Raw genomic sequence first — 20,226 nt, 5'->3', positions numbered from 1 at the left:
AGTGCAATGGGATTATTCTCCAGATTATACCAGCTCAGACTTGAACAGGACATACTCAAGGACCACAAAACATCACTCCCCACCAGTATTGTGCTTATCCTTACAGAAAGTGACCTGCTGGATGCGGACTTTTCCAGGCGTCTCAATGAGTTCATCGAATGGTGCCGGGAATACAGCATCAATATTCTGACTATCTATATCAGTTTGATCGATGTGGACCCCGACATCTCTGACAAGATTTATCGTGAACTCCAAATGAAGATAACAGACACGTTAAAAGAAGTAGATGCCACAATCAACCTCATTACCATTGACGGTTTGAATCATCATCTGAAGACTGCAAAAGGCAGGAATATGCACATAAACGTATCTCTGGGATACGGAGGCAAAAAAGAACTGACTGAAGCATTCAGGGATATTATGTCAAAGATAGACTCGGGTGAATTAACACCCGGACAAATAGATGGCTCGGTAATAGAGCAAAACCTTCTTATTAAATATGAACCCGACCTTGTCATACGTTCTGGCGGAAAACGCCTTGCAGATTTCCTGATATGGCAGTCCGTCTACTCAGAGATCTATTTCACTGATGTAAGCTGGATGAATTTCAGGAAACTCGACCTGCTGCGGGCGATACGGGATTTCCAGAAACGCCAGCGCAGGTTTGGGAAATAATTGACTTCTACAAACTGAAATGGGCATCCTCACCGTAACTGAGGGTCGGCTCTTTGCCCTGTACCAGGTCAGTACCATTCACTTCCACAACAGCCTTCTCAATAGCCAGTACCAGCTGGAAATAATTGAACTTCACCTTCGCCACATCGTACTGGTACAGGTGCCTGCCCAGTATCCTGGCAGTAAGGGTCAGGGTTTCACCTTCCTTTCCCTTGCCAGTCACATGAATAGTATCCACACGGGGGCCGAATTTCATTTTGGTTGATGTGCCGTTCGCTGTGTAAAAGAAGGTCATGTCATAGAAATGGTACCGCTTTTTGGATACCATATCGTCAAATATGAACTCCAGAGGCGTACCGTAATTAAATATCTTTGACGGGAAATAACGATACCACATCCGCGAGCGGTCGTTGAAATTGACCATTACTATCTTCCACGGTATCGTAGAACCAAAACCTAATGCTCTCTCCAGCCAGAAACTTCCATAGAAATCCTGCTCAAATACCTCACCCTTACAGGTGCCGAACAGGTCACTCATCTTGCTGGCAATGAAATACTGGAATCCCCGGCTATTTCGGGCATAAGCATCAAACTCATCACTGTACGATATCAATGAAGGATATTTGACCAGGGGGTTCTGCAAATATTCACAATCGAATTTTGAGGACGTGGAACCGAACCTGGTGACTTCACCATGTTCATCCTGTACCAGCATTTCATAATAAGGGAATGACCCGGATATGGATATCATATATCCCGAATCGGTCTCACAGGTAAACTGGCCGGGTTTCACGGTACATGTACAATTGTCATGCACCAGGTCAGATACTTTCCCATCCCTGTACTGCCATATCCCACAATAACAGGAAAATGTTTCCGCATCGATGTACCGGTTCGTAAAACGCTTGCTGTTCAGATTATAATCAATAGCTCCCTGGCTGATAAGTACCTGAAGCATGCGGGGATTTTCAGGATCATAATCTGACATGAGCCAGAACCAGTACCCACCGTTCAAGCGTTTTAACTTGTTTGTGGAATATATCGCCTCGTCCATTGTACCCCATTGGGGTGCCACCATCCAGTCTTTGACCTTTGCGGGAAGCATGTCTTCTAAACATGAATTTATGGTTAATATACTTTTTTTAAAATCGACTAAATAGTATAATTATTTGATTTTATTAATCCGGTTAATTACAAGTATTAACAAGTGTTAAGCAGTATCGGTGAACAATCTCTTATCCTGTCATAAAGGAATAGGCAGACATTTATATACCACATCCAATATTTTAGAATCTTAAGAATCTGCGAACATTTTCAGGTGGAAGGATGCAAATAAAAAAAGGTACAAACCCATCAGGTGAACCTATTATATTCACGCTATCGCGTATTGAAGACCTTATGTACAGGGTGACCTTCGATCCATCCACGTATACTGGTAAGTTAGTGATCAATATCTCACTGATAAACAGCGAACACATCAATGATGTTCTCCCGATATTCCGTGATGTTATGTTAAGCGGCCTGACTGTCAGCCCCCTGATAAAATTACTGTCTCCGGGAGAATCGATTGGAGATTTGACCATCCCCCCTAGCATGCACGGCATCGCCACAGTATGCAGTATCACTGTCGACGGCGTGCTTTTGAAACACGGAATTCCCATTAAACCACGGTTCGGAGGTCTGGTAGAGATCAGGAATGGAGTACCGTTGCGTTTCACTGACCTGGTCATGTACGACAGTACCACCCTGGACCCGCTTGAGATACTTATGTCCCAGTCCCTCACTTCTGTAAGCGATATGCTCACCAGCGGTTCAGGCAAGATACTCGCCAATTTGCGGGAGATTACCATGACAGCACGGGAAACAGTAGAGGAAGCGCTGGACGAACTGGTATCTGCAGGATTTGGCGGCATACTGGAAGTGGGCGAGCCCAACTCAGATATACTCGGCATCAGCCTGGAGCGGGACCACTTTGGAGTTGTTGTCGTGGGAGGCACAAATGCAGAAGCTGTGGCACAGGAACAGGGATTCAAGATAGATACGCATGCCATGTCCACACTCATGGATGTTAATGAAATGGTACCCATTGACAGGTTGATATGACCGGAACACTCTTCAAGACTTTTTTAACTGGCAGCCGATTATCTGGTCAAGATGCTTGATAAATTCAGATTTTGCCGCCTCCGGGATAGTTGCACCGGCAGCAATATCATGTCCTCCCCCCATACCTCCCACGGCCTGTGCGGCAGTATTTAATGAGACTCCAAGGTTCAGGCCCTTACGTACCAGGTCATAATTACCCCTGCCCGATACCTTCACGCCGTCATCAGTATCTGCGAAGGCTATTACAGGCAGGTTCCTGTTACCTACTGCACTGGTACTCATACCTGCCACTATACCGACAATAGTATCCTTGATCTTCGAGCCTGCATCAAAATACTGGAAGTTATTAAGGGTAACCATACCCTGTGACTTCACCAGGTTTATACCCTCAACAAGATTGCGCCTGTGCTCTGCCAGTAAATGGATCGCATTTTCATATTCCTTTTCCCTGTCACCCATGCATACAGCAAGGCCGGTCTTTGCTCTGTCATACCTGGCTGTTGCATTGAGCAGGGTGGAATATTCAGATGCGTCCCTGGTCTCGGTACCCTCCCGCTCCAGCAAAAGGGTATATACCTCTCCTACCATGCGCTCGATCTTATAAGCCGGGATACCCGCGCCTATGCAATATTGTATCAGTCCGGAAACAACGTGCTTTTTGTCCTCATCTGTGAGGTCTATCCATTTGAGCCATCCTTCGCCCTGGAAACGCAACCCTACGCCCTTTAAAAAATTGATACACGCATCTTCATTTCCTGAAAGCCCTGGTATGTACGGGTCGGATGAATATTGCAGCATCTTGTAGATGGGCCTGGTCTGCTTCCCGAACATTGCCAGGTCACGCTGGCACTGCAATACACCGCTGTTTTGGCCTACACTCATGATCTGCCGGTTTAAACCTGTGAGCTCGCCCTGCTTGACATGCTGCAGGTCTCCCACCGCACCTACCACTGCCAGCCCGGCCAGGTCATTGTTATCCCCTAAAGCACGGGCCAGCAAAAAAGTAGTACCTGCGCCGCTTATTTCGTATGCGCCATTGATATTGAACACGTGGGGATTCAAGTGCGTGGGACAATCCCCTGCTGGGATGTGGTGGTCTGATATGACCGCATCTATATCCAGTGCAAGTATCCTGTCAATCATCCCGCTGCCCAGGTCAGTAAAGACCGTCAGGCCAGGATTACTATCTGCAATCCTCTCAAGGATCGATACATCAAGCTGGCGGGCAAACTCTACAGTATATTCCCTGCCCGCCCTCTCCAGGGCAGTACAGATAATAGCGGCAGATGTGAGTCCATCCGCATCGATATGGGATACAACATGGATATCCCCTGCTTTTGAGATGGCATCTGCACAGAGTCCTGCCCTTTTGTCCAGACGATGCATAAGTTATAACTGGCCCGTGGAAGCGATACGCAGGTTTGCCGGTGCCTTGGTCACGTTTCCGATCTTTGCACCGATAATATCCCTGATATCTTTTTCTGATGCAATGTCCACCAGTCTCTGGGTTATGACCCCATCGAACACAACGCTTTTAACATTGCTGTCCACATCCTTTATTGAATTGGCAAGATCCTTCACAGTCACTTCTTTAATGATTTTTTTATTGTCGTCCAGTAACCTTCCACTTAACGTACCATTCAATTCGTCCATGTGTTCCTTGAACTCTGTGGCAAGGGTCTTGACCGATTCGTCCCTTCTACTGTTCCTGTGCGGCCTTTCGATAGCACGGGGCTTCACGGTAGGAGCAGGAGCTTTCACAACTCTGGGCTTGACCTCTCTACGTTCCTGCCTGCGAACCGGTTGCTGCGAAGATGACCTCTGCCTGTTCCCACCTATCTGGTACCTTTCCATTGCCTGCTCAACAGGTATCTTCTGGCGCAGAGACCTTACTATTTCCTTTTGTACCAGTTCTTCCACACCCTTGCCGTCAGGAGCACGTGCAATAAAATCAATCTCTGTCACCTGCAGAAGTTCCTTGATGATGAGTTCGCCGCCACGGTCGCCGTCAGTAAATGCCGTGACCTTCTTTTTCTTGCACAGTTCTGCAACTGCCTGTGGAACATTGGTACCACCAACTGCGATTGCATTCTTAATACCATATCGCAACAGGTTGAGCACATCGGCCCGTCCTTCCACAACAATAATGGCATCAGAGTCCATTACATTGGGACCACACGGGATATTATCCTTTCCGTAATAGGTCATTTCCTCCACCCTTATGGATTGCTTGACCTCATCAGTTATCTCCTGGCTTTCAGGTACGTTCTCGTCGAACATATCTGTGAGGATGTGCTTTGCCCGATTCACGATATGCTGCCGTTTAGAAGCACGGATATCCTCAACCTTGATTATTTCAATATTTGCCATGCATGGCCCTATCCGGTCAATGGTCTCCAGGGAAGCTGCCAGTATGGCTGTCTCAGCCTTGTCAAGACTCGATGGAATATCTATCATACCATTGGACTTGCCTGCTGTTGACTTGATATTGACCTCTATCCTGCCAATACGCCCGGTCTTCTGGAGGTCGCGCAGGTCAAGGTCGTTGCCAAGCAACCCTTCGGTCTGACCGAATATGGCGCCTACCACATCAGGTCTTTCAACAACGCCATCGGCTCTTATTTTAGCATGAACTATATACTTTGTAGTGTCTGTGTTTTGCATATGAGTATACCTCACGTATTTTACAATAGCTAAAAAAATCAGTTATAACCAGATTGGTTTAACCTGGTCAGTAATGTTCACATTTATATTGTTATCCGATTAATGCCAGCTCTCAGACAGATATACTTACATGTTAGTATAAATACTAACCCGGAATTTCAATATATAATGTTCCTCTACACCGACCTCTATCTGGTAATTATCCTGTGATGTTATCGTATTGAATGAAATTAACCCATTTAACTCTGGTTTACCGATGTACTATTAATCCATCCCTCGAAATAACCTGTCCCATACCCGACCCTGTTGCATTCGTGATGTATGCTTGATTCCGGGAAAATGGGAATGTTGGATTTGTGATTTGTTTAACTATTTACCAATTATTATTGATGGTTAATCATATTCATGATTAACGTGATTTTTACATACCCCAATTGTTTGGAAGACATGATAAAGTTATGGTATTATACTCATAATATGACGTTTATTCATATACTATTATGAGTTGTGGTTTTCAGTTCCACTCTCAGGTTAACTATATGTGTGTTCAGGCTTTCAATGTCCTTTATCCTTTTCTTGACCAGTGCCTTTATCTTTTGCCTAATATCAGTATTCACTGTCGCGCCAGCATTGTATAAAAATTCCGCCATGAGCCGTGCAAGTTTATCCCCATTTTCATCCCAGTCGGTCAGTACTATCACCTTATTATATTCCCTGGCCACCTCTTCACAGAGTTCAAGCAATGACTTTTGAGTCCCCAATTTTACCGGTCCGGTAATACCCAGCTCCCTTAATGCCCTGCGGTCCCGCTTCCCTTCAACGATTATTGCGGCACCCTCCTCAGACTGCTGCAAGAGTTCCTGTACCAGCTCTTCGAGCTGTTCCAGACGTTCCATGTCTTCTATTACTGACATCACCTAATGAAACGCCCCAGGCACAGTTAATCCTTATCCCCGGGCGGGGAAAGTAACTCTATCACCTGTTCCACATCCATTCCGCTAACATGGATTGTCTTTCTATGGGATGTGAGGCCCGAAATAAGGGTAACTTCAGAGATCTTTATACCCAGCACAACAGCCATCAACTCTAACAACTGCTGGTTTGCCTTGCCTTTTTGGGCGGGTTCTGAGAGCCTGACCTCAATGCGCTTTCGCCAGGTATTGTAACCACTGGGAACCCTGGCGGTCTTGGTACCGGGAGTAACTTCAATATCAATGACCACCCCGTCTGGAGATTTTCTAACTGCATCAGATACTGGCAATGTTATCACAATAGGTGCTGATGTTGTAATAGTGCAAAAGATTGGTACATACGTTGTTTGCGTGGTATACAGGGTATATACATAGTTCACATTGTTAATGTGGTTGTTATGGTTTTGGGGGTCTTTGCTGTTTTCTCTCTCGAAAAACCGCAAAATTTGCGATGGCCTTTTTGTTCTTATCGAATACCGAAGTCAACGTTACTTCTAAGGAAAATGCTGTTCCACTTTTTTTCCTGGCCAATATAAGCCCATTGTAATATCCATATTTCTCTATTGCAGGAATTACATTCTCATAAAAATCGGGTAGGTCCTCTTCGGTATAAAAGATACTCGCTGATTGTCCGATCAATTCTGACCTGCTATACCCGAATATCTTAGCTCCGGCCTCGTTAATGAAAGTGATAGTATGGTCACCATCAGAAATATTAATGCCATCAATAGATTTACTTAACGCCTTTGAAAATACCAGCATGTTCTTTTCTGCATTGAACCGCTTGTCAATATCCCTGGCAACTCCGTGTAGTCCCACAACCTTCCCATCTTCCATTAAGGGTCTCATATTGATCTCAAAAAATACTTTTTTTCCATCTGTCCTGACTATCTCAAGTACAGGAGGCAGGAAAAAAGTCAAACCATTCAGTATCTGTGCATGTACAGCACTGGCGATCTCAAGACCTTCCTCAGTCAGATAATCCCTTATTTTCGTCCCAACAGCTTTTTCTATGGTCAGTCCCAGCATATCAGCACCTGCCTGGTTCATGGAAAGAAAAGTACCATCAAGGTCGTTGGTGTACATTCCATCAGCTGCATTACTGAAAAGCTCGCGATACCAATCGCGGGAACGTTTCAATTCTTCAATTGACCTGAGATTTTTCATTGCTATGCTTACCTGCTGCCCGATGGTTGAAAATAGTTTTTTCTGGAATTCGGAATATTCCCTGACCTGTGAACCACTTGCCATAATAATACCGTCAACCAGGTTATTCCTTTTCAATGGTATACTAATATAGCTACGGAAACCTTCTTTGATGGTCGACCTTTTTCTTTCGGGAGTAATATCGGCAGTACAGGTATCTGATACTACCACGACCTTTCCTTCAATAAAGACCGGATATAATGATTTCCATTCATGAGTGATCCTGCCGTGTTTTTGCCTGAACTCTTCACTGATGGGGCTGTGGACAGTAAGTACGTAATCACCGTTCGTCCTGTCCTTAAGGTAAATTCCACCTTTCTCCATGTTTGATAATATCAGGACTTGTTCGAGTATAGAAGTGAGTTTCTGCTCCAAGGTAATGTCTTCATTTAAGATTAAACAATTTTCATTAAAAATATCCAGTATTCGTAAAATATCGCCCTCATCGTATGATGGTATGTGGTTTTGATTAACACCTGCTATTGGATTAGTTATACAGTTGCCTAAACCTATTGAGGACATAGAGTATTGATAAAACCTTACAGATATATAATATTTTACAGATGGAAAATATTGTTCTTTTCCAGCAATTAAGTAGATGGTCCTATAAAATGAAAAGTATGCGGGGGACGTGATTCGAACACGCGAACTCCTACGAGACAAGGCCCTCAACCTTGCGCCTTTGACCTGGCTGGGCGACCCCCGCTTTAGGGTGTGTATTTTACTTTAACTGTATTAAAATATGAGTTTCGAATGCAATATAGCTGCATCCGGTTTAACCCATGGCTCATTCTATGGATTTGAGAATCTCGTTCAACCGTATTGCCTTTTCAATGATGGTATCAGCACTCCTGAGTATCAATTCTCTGGCAGGGTATGAACCGTCCGATTCAGCTGTAAATATGTAGGCACTAGTATCTTCATCAACATTGATAGCCCTGATATCACAGGAATCCACGCAAAGTTTGCACAGGATACACTGTAATGGATCCTTTACAATAACCTCATTGTTTTCAAGCCTCAGTATTTCCCTGGGACATTCTTCCACGCACTTGCCGCATGCATCACAGCTTTCATTGAATGTTATCACAGGCATGTTCTTATAACCGCATGCTACACCTGCCTGGTATTTGACATGTTTGCGTCCGGTACCAAGTTTGGCAATTGCCTCAAGCACCAGCTTTTGACGCTCTTTCAATTCGACGATTGGAATCCTATCTTCTGCAACACCAACGTCAGGGTCACTGGATTGAATATCACCTGAATACACCATGATGGGGCCTTCTGAGCTCAGCGTCAGGGTAAGCTGGCATTTCGTACAACCCTCGCCATGGCAGTCGCAATCTTCAGGCAACACATACGAGTCAAGGTCAGTTCTGAGGGGAATAAGCCCCATGCGCAGACCAAGCTGCTCATCGAAAAGCACAGACGTGTTGTCATAGATGTTAATATAATCTATCGCCATTGTAGGGACTTCAGAGAGCATGCTTTTGCGAAGTCCGTTGGCAATAGCAGGATTCACACCTTTTAGCACAAACCTGGCTTTGTCATCAGATAACTCTATAATATCTACTTCCATCCTTTGCCTCTCTTATACTCTCCGGCCCCTGCGTCCGCCTTTGACCTTGGTTCCATCGTGTGGAATCGGTGTGACATCTTCAATCCGACCTATCCTGATACCCGCCCTGGCAAATGCCCGTATGGCTGCCTGGGCTCCGGGACCCGGACTTCTCTGCTTGTTACCACCAGGTGCCCTGACCTTGACATGGATACCCAATATACCCTTGTCAATAAGCTTTTCAGCCAGCTGGTTCGCCATCTGCATCGCAGTATACGGTGAACTCTCATCCCGGGCTGCCTTGACCACCATTCCTCCACTTATCTTGGCGATGGTCTCAGCTCCGGTCACGTCGGTTATGGTGATTATGGTATTGTTGAATGATGCTTGTATATGGGCAACTCCCCATTTTCCGTCTGACATAATCTCGTACTCCAATAATTAAATTAAGGCTTACCGGCGACCTTTGCGCCTGCCTCTTTTGCGTTCATCCTGCACTGCCTTTATCTGCTGGATCTCGCGCTTGACGATCTCCACCGGACGTTCCGGATGATTTTCTTTTTGCATGGGTGAGTTCACATAGTATCCTATGTTCAGTTCCTCATCCTTCGTCACCAGATAGCTGGGAATTGTTATCTTCTTTTCAGCTACGGTGATATGGCCGTGTGTAATGAACTGACGTGCCTGTTTCAGGCTGTTGGCAAGGCCCTGCCTGTATACCTGGGTCTGGAGTCTGCGGTCCAGGAAACTCCTGGTATTGAGTGCCAGGATATTATCAAGTTCAGCGTCTGCTGAGAGAATACCATACCGTTTAAGCCTGTTCAGGATATCCTCACTCTTGCGCAGATTATGGCCAGTCAATTCGCCTTCAGTGGTCTCGGCCAGCAGTTCCATTGCTGAACGGCGGTAATTTCGAAGAATACTCTGGGCTTTCCATACCTCACGTTTATTTCTCAGCCCGTATGACTTTAAATATTCAAGTTCTTCCGTCATCCTGACAGATTGCCATGGATGCTTGGGGGTCTCGTATGATTTTGTGTTCTTACCTGGATATCCCATGCTTGTCACCGCCTATCGTGTTTTCCTCTTAACACCCACACTGAGTCCCTTTCTGCCAGTGGACCGGGTTCTCTGACCTCTCACTTTAAGCCCGCGCTCGTGCCGTATACCTTTATATGAACGGGTCTTTTTGAGTGTGTTCAGGTCTTCCCTTTTAACAAGCAATACATCGGTGGCGTAAATATGTTTATCATCACCAGTCAAAGGATCCTTGCGCCTGTTCATCATCCAGGTAGGAAGGATATTTTCAATATCATCGACAGTTGTTTTCAGGGCCTCGATCTTTTCATCTTCCAGATAACCGATCGTTGCCGTGGGGTCAACGCCGGACATGTCACAAATAATGCGCGCAGAACGCCGATTGATACCCTTTATGCCAGTAAGTGAATATTGTACGCTCTTCTTTCCATCAAGGTCAGTATTAGCGATGCGTACAATATGTTTAATTTCATCTGTTTGTGTATTTTCTTTTTGTTTTGCCATATATTATCCTCCGACAGGAATCGATTTTCCCATAGCCTCGAACCATCTGTCCGGCGCCACCCACTATACTGAGGGTGCGGTATTTGGATTACACCCCCTAGATGCATTGCTCCTTAAAAAACCTTGTGTATCTTCCCATTGACGGCAACCAGTAAATAATCCCATCAACCCGGCTGGTATATCCAGCATTCTGTATCTCCCCGGAAGATGTCACCCTCTGCATATGCCCGACACCTGGCCCCCCCACATTCGTCCCTCATCAAACAGTTCCCACAGGTACCGGTAAGATTGCTGCGGTCCCTGAGTTCATTGAATACTTCAGAGTTATTCCAGATATCGTTGAAATCCTGTTCCCTTACATTTCCCGCAGACTTTGGCAGCAGCATGCATGGGAACACAGTCCCATCGTTGAATATGCATGCAATTGTCTTTCCTGCGCCACAGCAACTGCTGCTGCGATGATAATTCCCATTTCTTCTTAACAGTACATCGAACTGCGGTGCACCTATCATTCTGACAGGCATATCACTTGACGTCATCCCAAGCATCTCATCGACCACATGCTTTCGAATCGGTGTATCCAGCTCATACCCGGAACTGCCGCGTCCGGTCATTACGAATTCAAACGCTTCCATACCCCTGGCACCCAGATTTCTGGCAACATCGAGCAAACCGGAAAGTTCACGATAATTTGTCCTGTGGATACATGGATTGACCTGGAATGGTATCCCTTCATCCTTCAGGTATCCTATACCTCTTATTGCATCATCAAAACATCCGTTGACACATCTGAAACTATCATGGGTCTTTGCATTTGCGCCGTCAAGACTGACCGCGCACATCCTGATACCTGCATTTTTCATGTCCTTTGCCATCTTTCGTGTTAAGGTCGTGCCATTCGTACCCAGGAGGGGGATAAGCCCGATATTGTTAGCGTGTTCTATCAACCGCAACAGGTCAGACCTGAGAGTAGGTTCTCCACCATCGAAAATAATCAATTTTGTACCTGCTTCTTTTACCTGGTCGATGACCTGTAAAGCTTCTTTTGTAGACAATTCGTTCAAACCGGGAGTTGCTGAGGATTTGCTGTAACAGTGTTTGCATTTGAGGTTACACTGTTGTGTAATTGAAAATGTAACAAGTATCGGATTGGAAATCGATTTTTTTATTGGCATGGTCCTGTAAGAAAATGATGTGCTATGAATAGTATATCCATTTTTATATATACTACTCTCCATGGATATCCATTATTGCAGGTAACATATCATAACATTATCTTATTAGTAATATGGGATATTATTTAACGGAGCTATAGAATAACAATGTTCACATCCGGTGATTATCTACTGATTTCCAGTCTGATAGTATCAACAACAATCCTTCTGGACATGTTCTTGCTGAAACGAAACCTGACATTAAAGCTTCTATACCTTGTATTTTTTCTTTTGAGTCTTGCAGTAGGCATGCTAACATACTTTTTTATTACCGGGGAATTTACGGTCTACTATGTATGGCTTTACAGTAACTCTGCAACTTCATTTATCTACCGGGTAGCCGGTGTATGGTCAGGGCAGGAAGGGACGTTCCTGCTATGGGTATGGATTATTTTTTTATCCCTTCTGTTGACTGCAAGGAAATATCGAACCGATGATGAATTCATGAAAAAGGTATTGACGACCGGGGTACTGGTTGGTATATTCTTCCTGATAGTTTCAATGAATGCATCGCCTTTTAAATCCATATACGATCACAAATATTACTACCCGGCGATGGAGATTTCACAAGGTAACGGACTTGATCCTGTATTGCTCAATTTCTGGAATACCATTCATCCACCCATGACCTTCATTGCATACGCACTCCTTACCATGCCATTTGCATTCTCCTTTGCCCACATGTGGCACCAGGACCGACGCTGGATCATGTTTTCATTACCCTGGCTCAGGTTGTCATGGCTTTTTTTTGCCGTAGGTGTAGGACTTATCGGTGGACTCTGGACCTATGAAGCTGGTTGGGGGATCTGGGCATGGGACCCGGTCCAGACAGCATCTATCATTCCGGTGTTTATCATAACTACTGTTCTGCATGCCGCATCCCGGAAGCAGAATCCCCTGTTTGACAGGCTGCTGCCACCCCTTACGTCAGCGTCTTTTATCGTGGTCATCCTCGCGACGTTCATTACCAGAAGTGGGCTGTGGGGGTCTGTTCATGAATTTACCCAAACCTCTAATAATATCCTGTTAATTGGAGCCCTGGTCCTGTCAACTGCTGCAATACTGTATCTTTCAATAAAAAAATGGCCAACACCCAAGTATGCCAAATATACAAAAGGCGACAACGTGTTCATATATTCAGCAGCCATTTTCATACTATTTACCCTGATATTGTTGATCGGCCTGTTACTGCCCGTATTGGTCTCACCTGATCTGACCATCACCGCTGATTTTTATAATCTCTGGTGCTATCCACTGGTAATAATATTGCTTGTTCTGCTGGGTCTGTGCAGCCTCTCCAGGAGTATGGAACAGCATGTTCTTCAAAAAACTGTGGGGATAATTATACTAACATCAGGTATTCTGGCCTTTATTGTCCCGTCCACGAATTTCCAGTTCATGTCGCCAGGAAGTGGCCAGGCAACGTCCTTTTTCAGCAGTCTTGGGAATCACCTGTCTATCCTGGGTCTGGTCCCTGCTTTGGTTTTTGCTTCATATGGCATATTCAGGCGGATAAATCTCGACCTTGGAAAAGGGATAACTGCCCGCCAGTTCGGTATACATATCATCCATTTCGGGATCATACTGGCACTTACAGGAGGTGTGATAAGCACCCAGTTCCAGGAACAATATGTCCTTGAATTCAATATAACTGAGATAGGGCAGGTAAGACATACTATTGGCGAATATTCAGTGAGCGTATCTCATTTCATTGTGAGCGAAAGTGAAAAGGACAGCTGGTTGCAGACTGCTACTTTCGATATCCATAAGAATGGCAGGATTATCGGCTCAAAAGATGCAACCTATATGCGGGATGCAGGTGGAACAGAGTATATCCTGCCATCTATTATCAGGGGTCTTGTTCATGATATCAAGATAGAATATCATGGATTGGACCCGAAAAAAGGTGAAGCACCCACCATACCTGTTACCATCAGCGTGGTCCCGTTGATAAATCTGCTATGGGCGGGGATGGCAGCCATTGGTCTTGGCGCATTTATCGTTTTTTCCTGCCCAGATAGAACAGGAATCCCAGGATCGCCACCAGAAGCAGGCCAGCCACAATAGCGTCATAGGATTGCGTTGACGTGGTCGTATCCATGATAAATATGTCACCGCTACCAGATCTGTCTGACCAGAATGCTATTGTCCTGTTATCTGGGCTCCAGATATTACACATATCGATACCATTATAATGGGTCACCTGCCTGAGGTTACCACCATCGGCATCCATTATCCATATTTCCATGTTGCCAGAGCGCTCAGAATCGAAGGTAATATATTTTCCATCATGACTGAACGATGCACCCCAATCCTCAGCAGGATGGTCTGTTATCTGCGTGAGATTGGTCCCGTCATAATCGACCATCCATACATCACCGTTTCCGGTGCGCAGGGAGCGGAACAGGATTCTTCTGCTATCCGGCGCCCAGGATGGGATCATATCCTCGGCTGTGGATGTAGTGACCTGTGTCCGGTTCGAACCGTCAGCATCAATTACCCAGATATCTGAATTTCCTGACTGGTCTGATGTGAACACTATCTTTGTACCGTCGGGGCTGAACGAGGAATAAAAATCATATGTCGGATTGGTGGTCAGCTGGGTGAGATTGGTGCCATCGACATCTATTTTCCAGATATCCATGTTGCCTGAACGCTTTGACGTGAACGTGATGGTCCTGCCATCAGGGCTCCACCCTTTTGGCAGGGAATCTTCTGCAGGGTGAGTGGTAAGCCGGGTGGTTTCAAGGGAAGTGATATTGACTATCCAGATGTCTGCATTTTCACCCAGTGTAGATTCAAAGGCAATATATTGCCCGTCAGGACTGAAACTGGGTGCCCGCTCAAAACTATCGGTAAAAGTGATCCTGAGCGCACCATCGGATGCTGCAGAAGCGATGCCAGTACCGGATACTATATTGACGCTTAAAATGGCGAATATTGAGAGTATTAAGAATATTGATACAATCGCGACCATACGTGTTATATTGGAAATCCACAATGTTCTCATGTACCTTCTCAATTATATTATCTGATTTATACTATACTCTGTATAGTATCGTATCAACAACATTTATATTATATTTGACTCCATTTAAATATTTATGCAGGTGGATGCAGGAAAAGTGAAATTGCGTGCGATCAAAATGCACCATATCCAATTATCGTTGATCCTGGTATTATCCTTTGTTCTGCAATGGTATACATTAAACTGGGGACTGGTCACTGATACCATAGGAATGAACGGGCTTGGCGCCTTTCATATCATTGAACCAACTCTTGTCCATATACCTGTTCAAATGATGCAGACAGGTGACATGAACCCGCACTTTTTCGACGAGCCAAGCCTGTTCTATAATTCAATGTATGTTGTCTTTTCAGTTACTTCAGGCATTCTGGGACCATTGTCGTTTGTGGAATATATCAGGATTGCGCGGTTAATGACCATCCTCCTGACCGTAGGAGTGGTGTTTTTGACCTACCTTACCGCTAATCAGATATGCGGCAGGAAGGTGGGGCTCTACGCCGCACTTTTCATGTCAATAAATCCATATTACCTGTGGTTCTCTTCCCTGGCAAAAGAAGACCCTATGATGGTATTTTTCCTTACCCTGTCGCTGTACTTCTTTGTCAGGTATTTGAGAGAGAATGACAGGAGAGATTATTTCATTTCGATGGTTTCTGCCGGCCTGGCTGTTTCCACGAAATATCCCGCGGGGATGATGCTCTTTTTCCTGCCGGCATGGTATTTCCTGTCAGATCAAACCGAACCTGTCAAAGAACGACTTGAGACTATCAGCAAATCCATCGTACTCTATGCAGGCGCGTTTGTCATTGGCACACCCTTTTCAGTATTATCATTTCGGGAATTCATACAAGGCTCTCTGGGTGAGCTGGGACATTATACAACAGGGCACCCGGGTTTTGAACATTTTACCTGGTTCGTGCATGTACAGACCATAACCGGACTCTGGGATGCAGCCAATATCTGGGGCAAGAACGGATATGGTCTTATCCTTATTCTGTTCTTGGCCGGAATAGGTTTGCTCATTTCAAGGTTGAGGAGAACACCGGATAGGTCAGAGAGATTTGCCTGGTATTGTATCACAGGCTGGATAGTTCTGACCGTGCTGGTCTTTGGGTTCATGATAAAGGTCAAAATGGGCAACCAGATGATGATAATGACCCCTGCGGCCATGATCGTATCAGGATATGGATTTGCTGCCCTGTTGAACGCATTACCGAACATTCATCTGAAGCGAATACTAGGAAGCGTCATTGTCCTGCTCATTTTCACCTACGCAGCTTCGGGTATTATAAGCAGTGCGAATGATAATCGATACTATGCTGCAGAGTGGCTTACCAATAATGTTCCCGTAAATGCAAAGATTGCCACCACCCTTTTTGTCTATGTACCTGATGGATTTATTGATGTTTCATTTCTTCCCACAGATGCAGCTCTTCTGGAAAACCCGGGGTATGATTACATTATCCTATCCTCGTGGGACTACGAGCGATATCTTGACTCCCCTGATACCTATCCGGTTGAGTCACTGTTTTTCAAAAATGTGCTTGACGGAAGAACCAGCTATAAACCCGTAGCGAGTTTCAAGCGCACTGAAACTGCACGGCAAAGAACCATTACGTTTGGATTGGTTGCATTGACCAGTGATGAATATCGCGGAGAAGTGGATATTATTATTTTCGAGCGAACCTAGGGAATTCTTCGCCTGCTCATCAAAAGAAAAGATATGAATAATGCAAGACCGGACATTACCAGGTTGGATGCCGGGATACTTCTCTTCCCGTTCAAATGCAATAACCAAATGTCAGACCCCATATATCGGTCGCTGTCCCTGTCAATTACCTTGTCCTGGAATGCTATCTTTGTACCGTCCGGACTCCATGCAGGGGAATAATAATCAATATTCGCGTTGCCAGATAACATTACGGTCTGATTGGAACCATCTGCATCCATTATCCAGATATCACCGCTTCCCCGGGTATATGCGTGGTATGCTATTGTAGTCCCGTCCGGACTCCATGATGCAGACATCTGGTTGGGGCAGAAATTATCCGGATAGGACCGTTCATAATGTGCATCATAGGTCAACCGGGTATATTCTCCCGTATCAATTTCCAGTTTCCATAGCTGCTGGTCGCCTGACCGTGTGGATTCAAAGACGATATACCTGCCATCGGGGCTCCATGCCGCAACATCATCATCACCGTCGCCTGTGGAAAGCTGTATCTGGTTGGCCCCATCTGGGTCCATTATCCAAAGTTTCATTGAACCTGACCGGGTCGAGGAAAAAGCGATCCTGCCGTCGGGCCCCCATGCCGGATTTCCATCCCATGCCGGATCATCGGTAATCTGCCGTTCATTGGTTCCATCTACCTCTATTGCCCATATTTCAGAATTCCCGGTCCTGTCAGAATAAAAAACAATGCTGTTGCTGTCCGGACTGAAGGATGCATACAGGTCCAATGAACGGTCGGTGGTCAGTTGTGTCAGATTACCCCCCTCAGCACCCATGATCCAGATATCAGCACTTTCACCCCTGTCTGACTGGAAAGCTATCTTACCACCGTCAGGACTCCAGTCAGGTTTTGAATCGGGAACCGGATCGTTGGTCAGCTGTTCAGTCTGGTATCCGGCCAAAACCGTCCCGACAAGACCCAGGTATACTAAGAGACACACCAGTAGTATTCTATTCAATGTCCATTCCTTCCATAACTGCTTTCATGGCCTGAGGGATCTTTTCAATCAAGCTTACTATTGATGAATCAGGCCTGACATCAGCATACTGTCCGGCCAGTCTATTGGTCCTGGCAGCCAGATAGCACGCATTCTCTAACGGTTCTCCCTGATATACCAGTGCTGATACAATACCTGTCAGGGTATCACCGGTACCCCCGACTGCTTCCATGGCAGGGATATCCGGCGAGTCTACTTTCCGGATAATAGTGCCATTTCGAACGATATAATCTGTACTGCCCTTTACCAGCATAGTACCGGGTGATAAGCCATTGTCGAATGTTTTTTTTATCAGTTCAGGTAAACGGTCATCTCCATAATCGTAAAGGTTCTCATTGACGAACATGGGATGAGCAGCATGCTCATCCGCCAGGAATGCCAGTTCTCCCCTGTCCGGAGTGAACAGGTCAAATATATGTCCAAGTCCTGATATTTTTGCCCCGTACATAGCTCCGGCATCTGCTATCAGTATTGGTTTTTGGGCACTATCTTCGAGAGCAAAACCGAAATCCACCATTCCTTCAATACGTGGTGCCATATAATGCATGGTGATAACTTCAGGTTTAAGGGATAATAGTTCATCCCTCAGATATGTGTAAAGGTTTATGCTGCCATCTTCTCTGCCTGTATCACCTGCAAGGATGCAATAGGGCGGGTCAATACCAGGTCCTGAACAGGCCGATATGGCAGCTGCTACCATTGCTGGTGTACCGGCACATACTTCAATATGTTTTCCCCGAATAACCAGCGTACCATCGATAATCTCGCCATTGCCCCTGATAATTCCGCCATCGATGTCAGGATACGTACCTGTAACTATCAGCATGTGCTTTGCTCCATAAAACTTCTTTTTGCTTCAAACATTGCACGGTCCAGAAGATAAGCACACATGGAATATCCGATGTCAAGTGGTCTGACGGCAGTGGCCAGGTTGGTGTTTATCAGTTGCTTTGAAATTGAGGGTATATCCGGGCATCCCCCTCCCGAAATGTTCACGATAACACCACTTGTTCTTGAGAATGTCAGCTTCATGTTGCCAGATTTTACCATGATAAAACCGTCAATCTCTTTTTGTGTGCTCAGTTCGACGGGTTTTTGCCCTCCCGTGAAAGCTACCAGGTCAATATAGGATATACATTCTCTATCCAGCAGTCTCATGGCGTCTATCTGCTGTCCGGCGTCTACCATTACTGACAGGTCGCATCCTTTCCGGATATCGGGAGGTGGTGTGGTCAGGATCACCTCAAACCCGTGCTTTTTCAGGATATATTCAGCACGTATTGCACTTCGTGAGTGTTCAAATAATAGTATCGCACTGGTTTGTGGTCTGCTGTTCTTTTTCATAGCTATTTCCTGGTTATATCCCAAATAGTACAGAAATGATTGGCTTTACTATGAACCCAAAGGTAAGAGCTGCTACATAGAATCCTGCAATAAATACAAGTGAACCCATATCACCTTCCGATGCTCTGATATGCTGCCTGAAGGGACATCCGTCGGCCATGACAGAGAACAATCCAACACCAGCCCCGCCTATTATTGTAAGGAACACAATTCCATACACTGTTTTACTGCTGCCAGTATCGCTATTTCCTGAAAGGTCAGTACATGGATTATACAGAGTTTCAATGTTCCCGCTCAACCCTCCCCTAAAGGCCAAAAAATCCTGCGCACCTCCCAAAGCAGCCAGGTGCAACAGCAAGAAACCTCCAAATGCAGCCACGATAACGGCAATAACTCCTTTCAACAGACGCGTATCCCGCATAAGGGTGAAGTCCCTTATCCCTCCAATGGTGCAAAAACCCGAGCGTTGTCCCATATAACCGATAACCATCCCGACAATGAATGTTCCGGCAGAGATCATTACGTCTATGAACCCCACCTCCTGAGAATTGCAATCCCTCCCATAACGCCGGCAACCATCCACAAACCGCCGAACAATGCCAGTGGGTCGCCATATGCTATCCTGAGCAGCAGGCGGATGGGGCATGCGGCAAGCAGGAGGGCAAAGGTCATAACCAGAAATCCCAGCAGGAACATCCTGGTATTGCTATTAATTCCACTTTTTGGCCGGACAGAATGCCTGCGGGCAGCCAGGTGCGCCCCGACCATAATGCCTACCACAGTTAACAATGGGGTAAATGCTCCTGCACTTGTTACTTCTATAACAGTTGAAGATACAAGATTGTTTACTATCCACCCCAGCATATCTCGGCTATGACATGCTACACAGATACCATAAGCCTGGGGGCTTGACCAGGTAAATAACCACTGTGCTGCCACGGCCAGCAATCCTATGGCTGTTCCTGTCATGACCGGTGTTATCCTGCTCATGTACCTACCTTTTGAACCGTATCCTGCAGACATCATCCCCATTCGGTATCAAGGTCTCTTTGACCATTTTCGCATCAGGGAATAATTCGAAAAAAAGGGACTCTGTGGCTTTGAAGTAAAGCCTGCATGTTTCCCTGACCATGTCAGCCGATAGCCCTATATCCTTCCATGCATGGTATTTCGTACATGATGTATGTACCA

Annotated in this window: 22 protein-coding genes and 1 tRNA gene; 4 read left to right on the top strand and 19 right to left on the bottom strand. The window is 45.5% G+C overall.

The annotated features are described in order from the left end of the window. The first annotated feature begins 6 nt into the window (after positions 1 to 6). The gene (locus tag K0A89_08135; protein MBW6518455.1) at positions 7 to 675 is read left to right on the top strand and encodes an undecaprenyl diphosphate synthase family protein; all 669 of its coding nucleotides are present in this window, start codon (positions 7 to 9) and stop codon (positions 673 to 675) included. A gap of 7 nt (positions 676 to 682) precedes the next feature. On the opposite strand, the gene K0A89_08130 is transcribed toward K0A89_08135, so the two are convergent. Then, on the bottom strand, positions 683 to 1,780 hold the full coding sequence (locus K0A89_08130) for a hypothetical protein (protein MBW6518454.1): 1,098 nt from the start codon (positions 1,778 to 1,780) through the stop codon (positions 683 to 685). A gap of 221 nt (positions 1,781 to 2,001) precedes the next feature. Here K0A89_08130 and K0A89_08125 point away from each other — a divergent pair, with 221 nt between their 5' ends. Beyond that, the gene (locus tag K0A89_08125; GenBank protein ID MBW6518453.1) at positions 2,002 to 2,778 is read left to right on the top strand and encodes a DUF128 domain-containing protein; all 777 of its coding nucleotides are present in this window, start codon (positions 2,002 to 2,004) and stop codon (positions 2,776 to 2,778) included. A gap of 12 nt (positions 2,779 to 2,790) precedes the next feature. On the opposite strand, the gene K0A89_08120 is transcribed toward K0A89_08125, so the two are convergent. The 11 genes from K0A89_08120 to K0A89_08070 form a co-directional block, all read right to left on the bottom strand. After that, on the bottom strand, positions 2,791 to 4,164 hold the full coding sequence (locus K0A89_08120; protein ID MBW6518452.1) for a DHH family phosphoesterase: 1,374 nt from the start codon (positions 4,162 to 4,164) through the stop codon (positions 2,791 to 2,793). A gap of 3 nt (positions 4,165 to 4,167) precedes the next feature. Then, positions 4,168 to 5,442: a DNA primase gene (locus K0A89_08115; GenBank protein MBW6518451.1), complete on the bottom strand. Its 1,275-nt coding sequence runs from the start codon at positions 5,440 to 5,442 to the stop codon at positions 4,168 to 4,170. 488 nt (positions 5,443 to 5,930) lie between these two features. Further along, positions 5,931 to 6,356 (bottom strand): toprim domain-containing protein, encoded by a 426-nt coding sequence (locus K0A89_08110; GenBank protein MBW6518450.1) that lies wholly within the window; start codon positions 6,354 to 6,356, stop codon positions 5,931 to 5,933. Between the two features lie 26 nt (positions 6,357 to 6,382). After that, positions 6,383 to 6,703: a DUF167 domain-containing protein gene (locus tag K0A89_08105; GenBank protein ID MBW6518449.1), complete on the bottom strand. Its 321-nt coding sequence runs from the start codon at positions 6,701 to 6,703 to the stop codon at positions 6,383 to 6,385. A 106-nt stretch (positions 6,704 to 6,809) separates the two neighbouring features. After that, a complete protein-coding gene (locus tag K0A89_08100) occupies positions 6,810 to 7,994 on the bottom strand; it encodes a PAS domain S-box protein (protein ID MBW6518448.1) in 1,185 nt (394 codons plus the stop codon). A 246-nt stretch (positions 7,995 to 8,240) separates the two neighbouring features. Continuing rightward, positions 8,241 to 8,325: transfer RNA gene (locus K0A89_08095), tRNA-Leu, on the bottom strand. Between the two features lie 81 nt (positions 8,326 to 8,406). Then, complete coding sequence (locus K0A89_08090) at positions 8,407 to 9,198, bottom strand: DNA-directed RNA polymerase subunit D (GenBank protein MBW6518447.1); 792 nt, start codon at positions 9,196 to 9,198, stop codon at positions 8,407 to 8,409. A 12-nt stretch (positions 9,199 to 9,210) separates the two neighbouring features. Continuing rightward, positions 9,211 to 9,600 (bottom strand): 30S ribosomal protein S11, encoded by a 390-nt coding sequence (locus K0A89_08085; protein MBW6518446.1) that lies wholly within the window; start codon positions 9,598 to 9,600, stop codon positions 9,211 to 9,213. 30 nt (positions 9,601 to 9,630) lie between these two features. Beyond that, a complete protein-coding gene (locus K0A89_08080) occupies positions 9,631 to 10,236 on the bottom strand; it encodes a 30S ribosomal protein S4 (GenBank protein MBW6518445.1) in 606 nt (201 codons plus the stop codon). 12 nt (positions 10,237 to 10,248) lie between these two features. Beyond that, a complete protein-coding gene (locus tag K0A89_08075) occupies positions 10,249 to 10,719 on the bottom strand; it encodes a 30S ribosomal protein S13 (GenBank protein MBW6518444.1) in 471 nt (156 codons plus the stop codon). A 164-nt stretch (positions 10,720 to 10,883) separates the two neighbouring features. Beyond that, a complete protein-coding gene (locus K0A89_08070) occupies positions 10,884 to 11,894 on the bottom strand; it encodes a radical SAM protein (GenBank protein ID MBW6518443.1) in 1,011 nt (336 codons plus the stop codon). A 147-nt stretch (positions 11,895 to 12,041) separates the two neighbouring features. Between K0A89_08070 and ccsA the strand changes: the two genes are divergently transcribed. Then, the gene (gene ccsA / locus K0A89_08065) at positions 12,042 to 14,000 is read left to right on the top strand and encodes a cytochrome c biogenesis protein CcsA (protein MBW6518442.1); all 1,959 of its coding nucleotides are present in this window, start codon (positions 12,042 to 12,044) and stop codon (positions 13,998 to 14,000) included. On the opposite strand, the gene K0A89_08060 is transcribed toward ccsA, so the two are convergent. Then, positions 13,930 to 14,943 (bottom strand): DPP IV N-terminal domain-containing protein, encoded by a 1,014-nt coding sequence (locus tag K0A89_08060; GenBank protein MBW6518441.1) that lies wholly within the window; start codon positions 14,941 to 14,943, stop codon positions 13,930 to 13,932. The genes ccsA and K0A89_08060 overlap by 71 nt on opposite strands. Before the next feature lie 94 nt (positions 14,944 to 15,037). On the opposite strand from K0A89_08060, the gene K0A89_08055 reads away from it, so the two are divergent. Next, the gene (locus K0A89_08055; protein ID MBW6518440.1) at positions 15,038 to 16,651 is read left to right on the top strand and encodes a glycosyltransferase family 39 protein; all 1,614 of its coding nucleotides are present in this window, start codon (positions 15,038 to 15,040) and stop codon (positions 16,649 to 16,651) included. On the opposite strand, the gene K0A89_08050 is transcribed toward K0A89_08055, so the two are convergent. From K0A89_08050 to K0A89_08025, 6 genes are all read right to left on the bottom strand, one after another. Continuing rightward, on the bottom strand, positions 16,648 to 17,652 hold the full coding sequence (locus tag K0A89_08050; GenBank protein MBW6518439.1) for a DPP IV N-terminal domain-containing protein: 1,005 nt from the start codon (positions 17,650 to 17,652) through the stop codon (positions 16,648 to 16,650). The two genes, K0A89_08055 and K0A89_08050, sit on opposite strands and share 4 nt — an antisense overlap. Beyond that, positions 17,645 to 18,517, bottom strand: a complete 873-nt coding sequence (locus K0A89_08045; GenBank protein MBW6518438.1) for a hypothetical protein — start codon at positions 18,515 to 18,517, stop codon at positions 17,645 to 17,647. The genes K0A89_08050 and K0A89_08045 overlap by 8 nt, the downstream gene beginning before the upstream one ends. Continuing rightward, positions 18,511 to 19,035, bottom strand: a complete 525-nt coding sequence (locus K0A89_08040; protein ID MBW6518437.1) for a DUF3343 domain-containing protein — start codon at positions 19,033 to 19,035, stop codon at positions 18,511 to 18,513. The genes K0A89_08045 and K0A89_08040 overlap by 7 nt, the downstream gene beginning before the upstream one ends. Before the next feature lie 13 nt (positions 19,036 to 19,048). Then, positions 19,049 to 19,573, bottom strand: coding sequence for a YeeE/YedE family protein (locus K0A89_08035; protein MBW6518436.1), 525 nt, complete (start codon positions 19,571 to 19,573; stop codon positions 19,049 to 19,051). Further along, positions 19,561 to 20,025, bottom strand: a complete 465-nt coding sequence (locus tag K0A89_08030; GenBank protein ID MBW6518435.1) for a hypothetical protein — start codon at positions 20,023 to 20,025, stop codon at positions 19,561 to 19,563. Before K0A89_08030 ends, K0A89_08035 begins: the two co-directional genes overlap by 13 nt. Positions 20,026 to 20,029: 4 nt before the next feature. Beyond that, positions 20,030 to 20,226: hypothetical protein (locus K0A89_08025; protein ID MBW6518434.1), on the bottom strand; the 197-nt coding region annotated here is incomplete at its 5' end.

It is taken from the genome of ANME-2 cluster archaeon, from assembly GCA_019429385.1.
Taxonomy (GTDB): domain Archaea; phylum Halobacteriota; class Methanosarcinia; order Methanosarcinales; family Methanocomedenaceae; genus Methanocomedens_B.
The sequence above is the reverse complement of the archived record's forward strand: the minus strand, read 5'-3'. Positions and strand labels throughout refer to the sequence as shown.

Bases quoted from the DNA above. Each gene is read 5' to 3' on its own strand.
- K0A89_08030 (MBW6518435.1), bottom strand. From the start codon at position 20,025: ATGAGCAGGATAACACCGGTCATGACAGGAACAGCCATAGGATTGCTG.
- K0A89_08085 (MBW6518446.1), bottom strand. From the start codon at position 9,600: ATGTCAGACGGAAAATGGGGAGTTGCCCATATACAAGCATCATTCAAC.
- K0A89_08090 (MBW6518447.1), bottom strand. From the start codon at position 9,198: ATGGAAGTAGATATTATAGAGTTATCTGATGACAAAGCCAGGTTTGTG.
- K0A89_08055 (MBW6518440.1), top strand. From the start codon at position 15,038: ATGCAGGTGGATGCAGGAAAAGTGAAATTGCGTGCGATCAAAATGCAC.
- K0A89_08130 (MBW6518454.1), bottom strand. From the start codon at position 1,780: ATGCTTCCCGCAAAGGTCAAAGACTGGATGGTGGCACCCCAATGGGGT.
- K0A89_08075 (MBW6518444.1), bottom strand. From the start codon at position 10,719: ATGGCAAAACAAAAAGAAAATACACAAACAGATGAAATTAAACATATT.
- ccsA (MBW6518442.1), top strand. From the start codon at position 12,042: ATGTTCACATCCGGTGATTATCTACTGATTTCCAGTCTGATAGTATCA.
- K0A89_08125 (MBW6518453.1), top strand. From the start codon at position 2,002: ATGCAAATAAAAAAAGGTACAAACCCATCAGGTGAACCTATTATATTC.
- K0A89_08110 (MBW6518450.1), bottom strand. From the start codon at position 6,356: ATGTCAGTAATAGAAGACATGGAACGTCTGGAACAGCTCGAAGAGCTG.
- K0A89_08060 (MBW6518441.1), bottom strand. From the start codon at position 14,943: ATGAGAACATTGTGGATTTCCAATATAACACGTATGGTCGCGATTGTA.
- K0A89_08135 (MBW6518455.1), top strand. From the start codon at position 7: ATGGGATTATTCTCCAGATTATACCAGCTCAGACTTGAACAGGACATA.
- K0A89_08045 (MBW6518438.1), bottom strand. From the start codon at position 18,517: ATGCTGATAGTTACAGGTACGTATCCTGACATCGATGGCGGAATTATC.
- K0A89_08115 (MBW6518451.1), bottom strand. From the start codon at position 5,442: ATGCAAAACACAGACACTACAAAGTATATAGTTCATGCTAAAATAAGA.
- K0A89_08070 (MBW6518443.1), bottom strand. From the start codon at position 11,894: ATGCCAATAAAAAAATCGATTTCCAATCCGATACTTGTTACATTTTCA.
- K0A89_08120 (MBW6518452.1), bottom strand. From the start codon at position 4,164: ATGCATCGTCTGGACAAAAGGGCAGGACTCTGTGCAGATGCCATCTCA.
- K0A89_08080 (MBW6518445.1), bottom strand. From the start codon at position 10,236: ATGGGATATCCAGGTAAGAACACAAAATCATACGAGACCCCCAAGCAT.
- K0A89_08040 (MBW6518437.1), bottom strand. From the start codon at position 19,035: ATGAAAAAGAACAGCAGACCACAAACCAGTGCGATACTATTATTTGAA.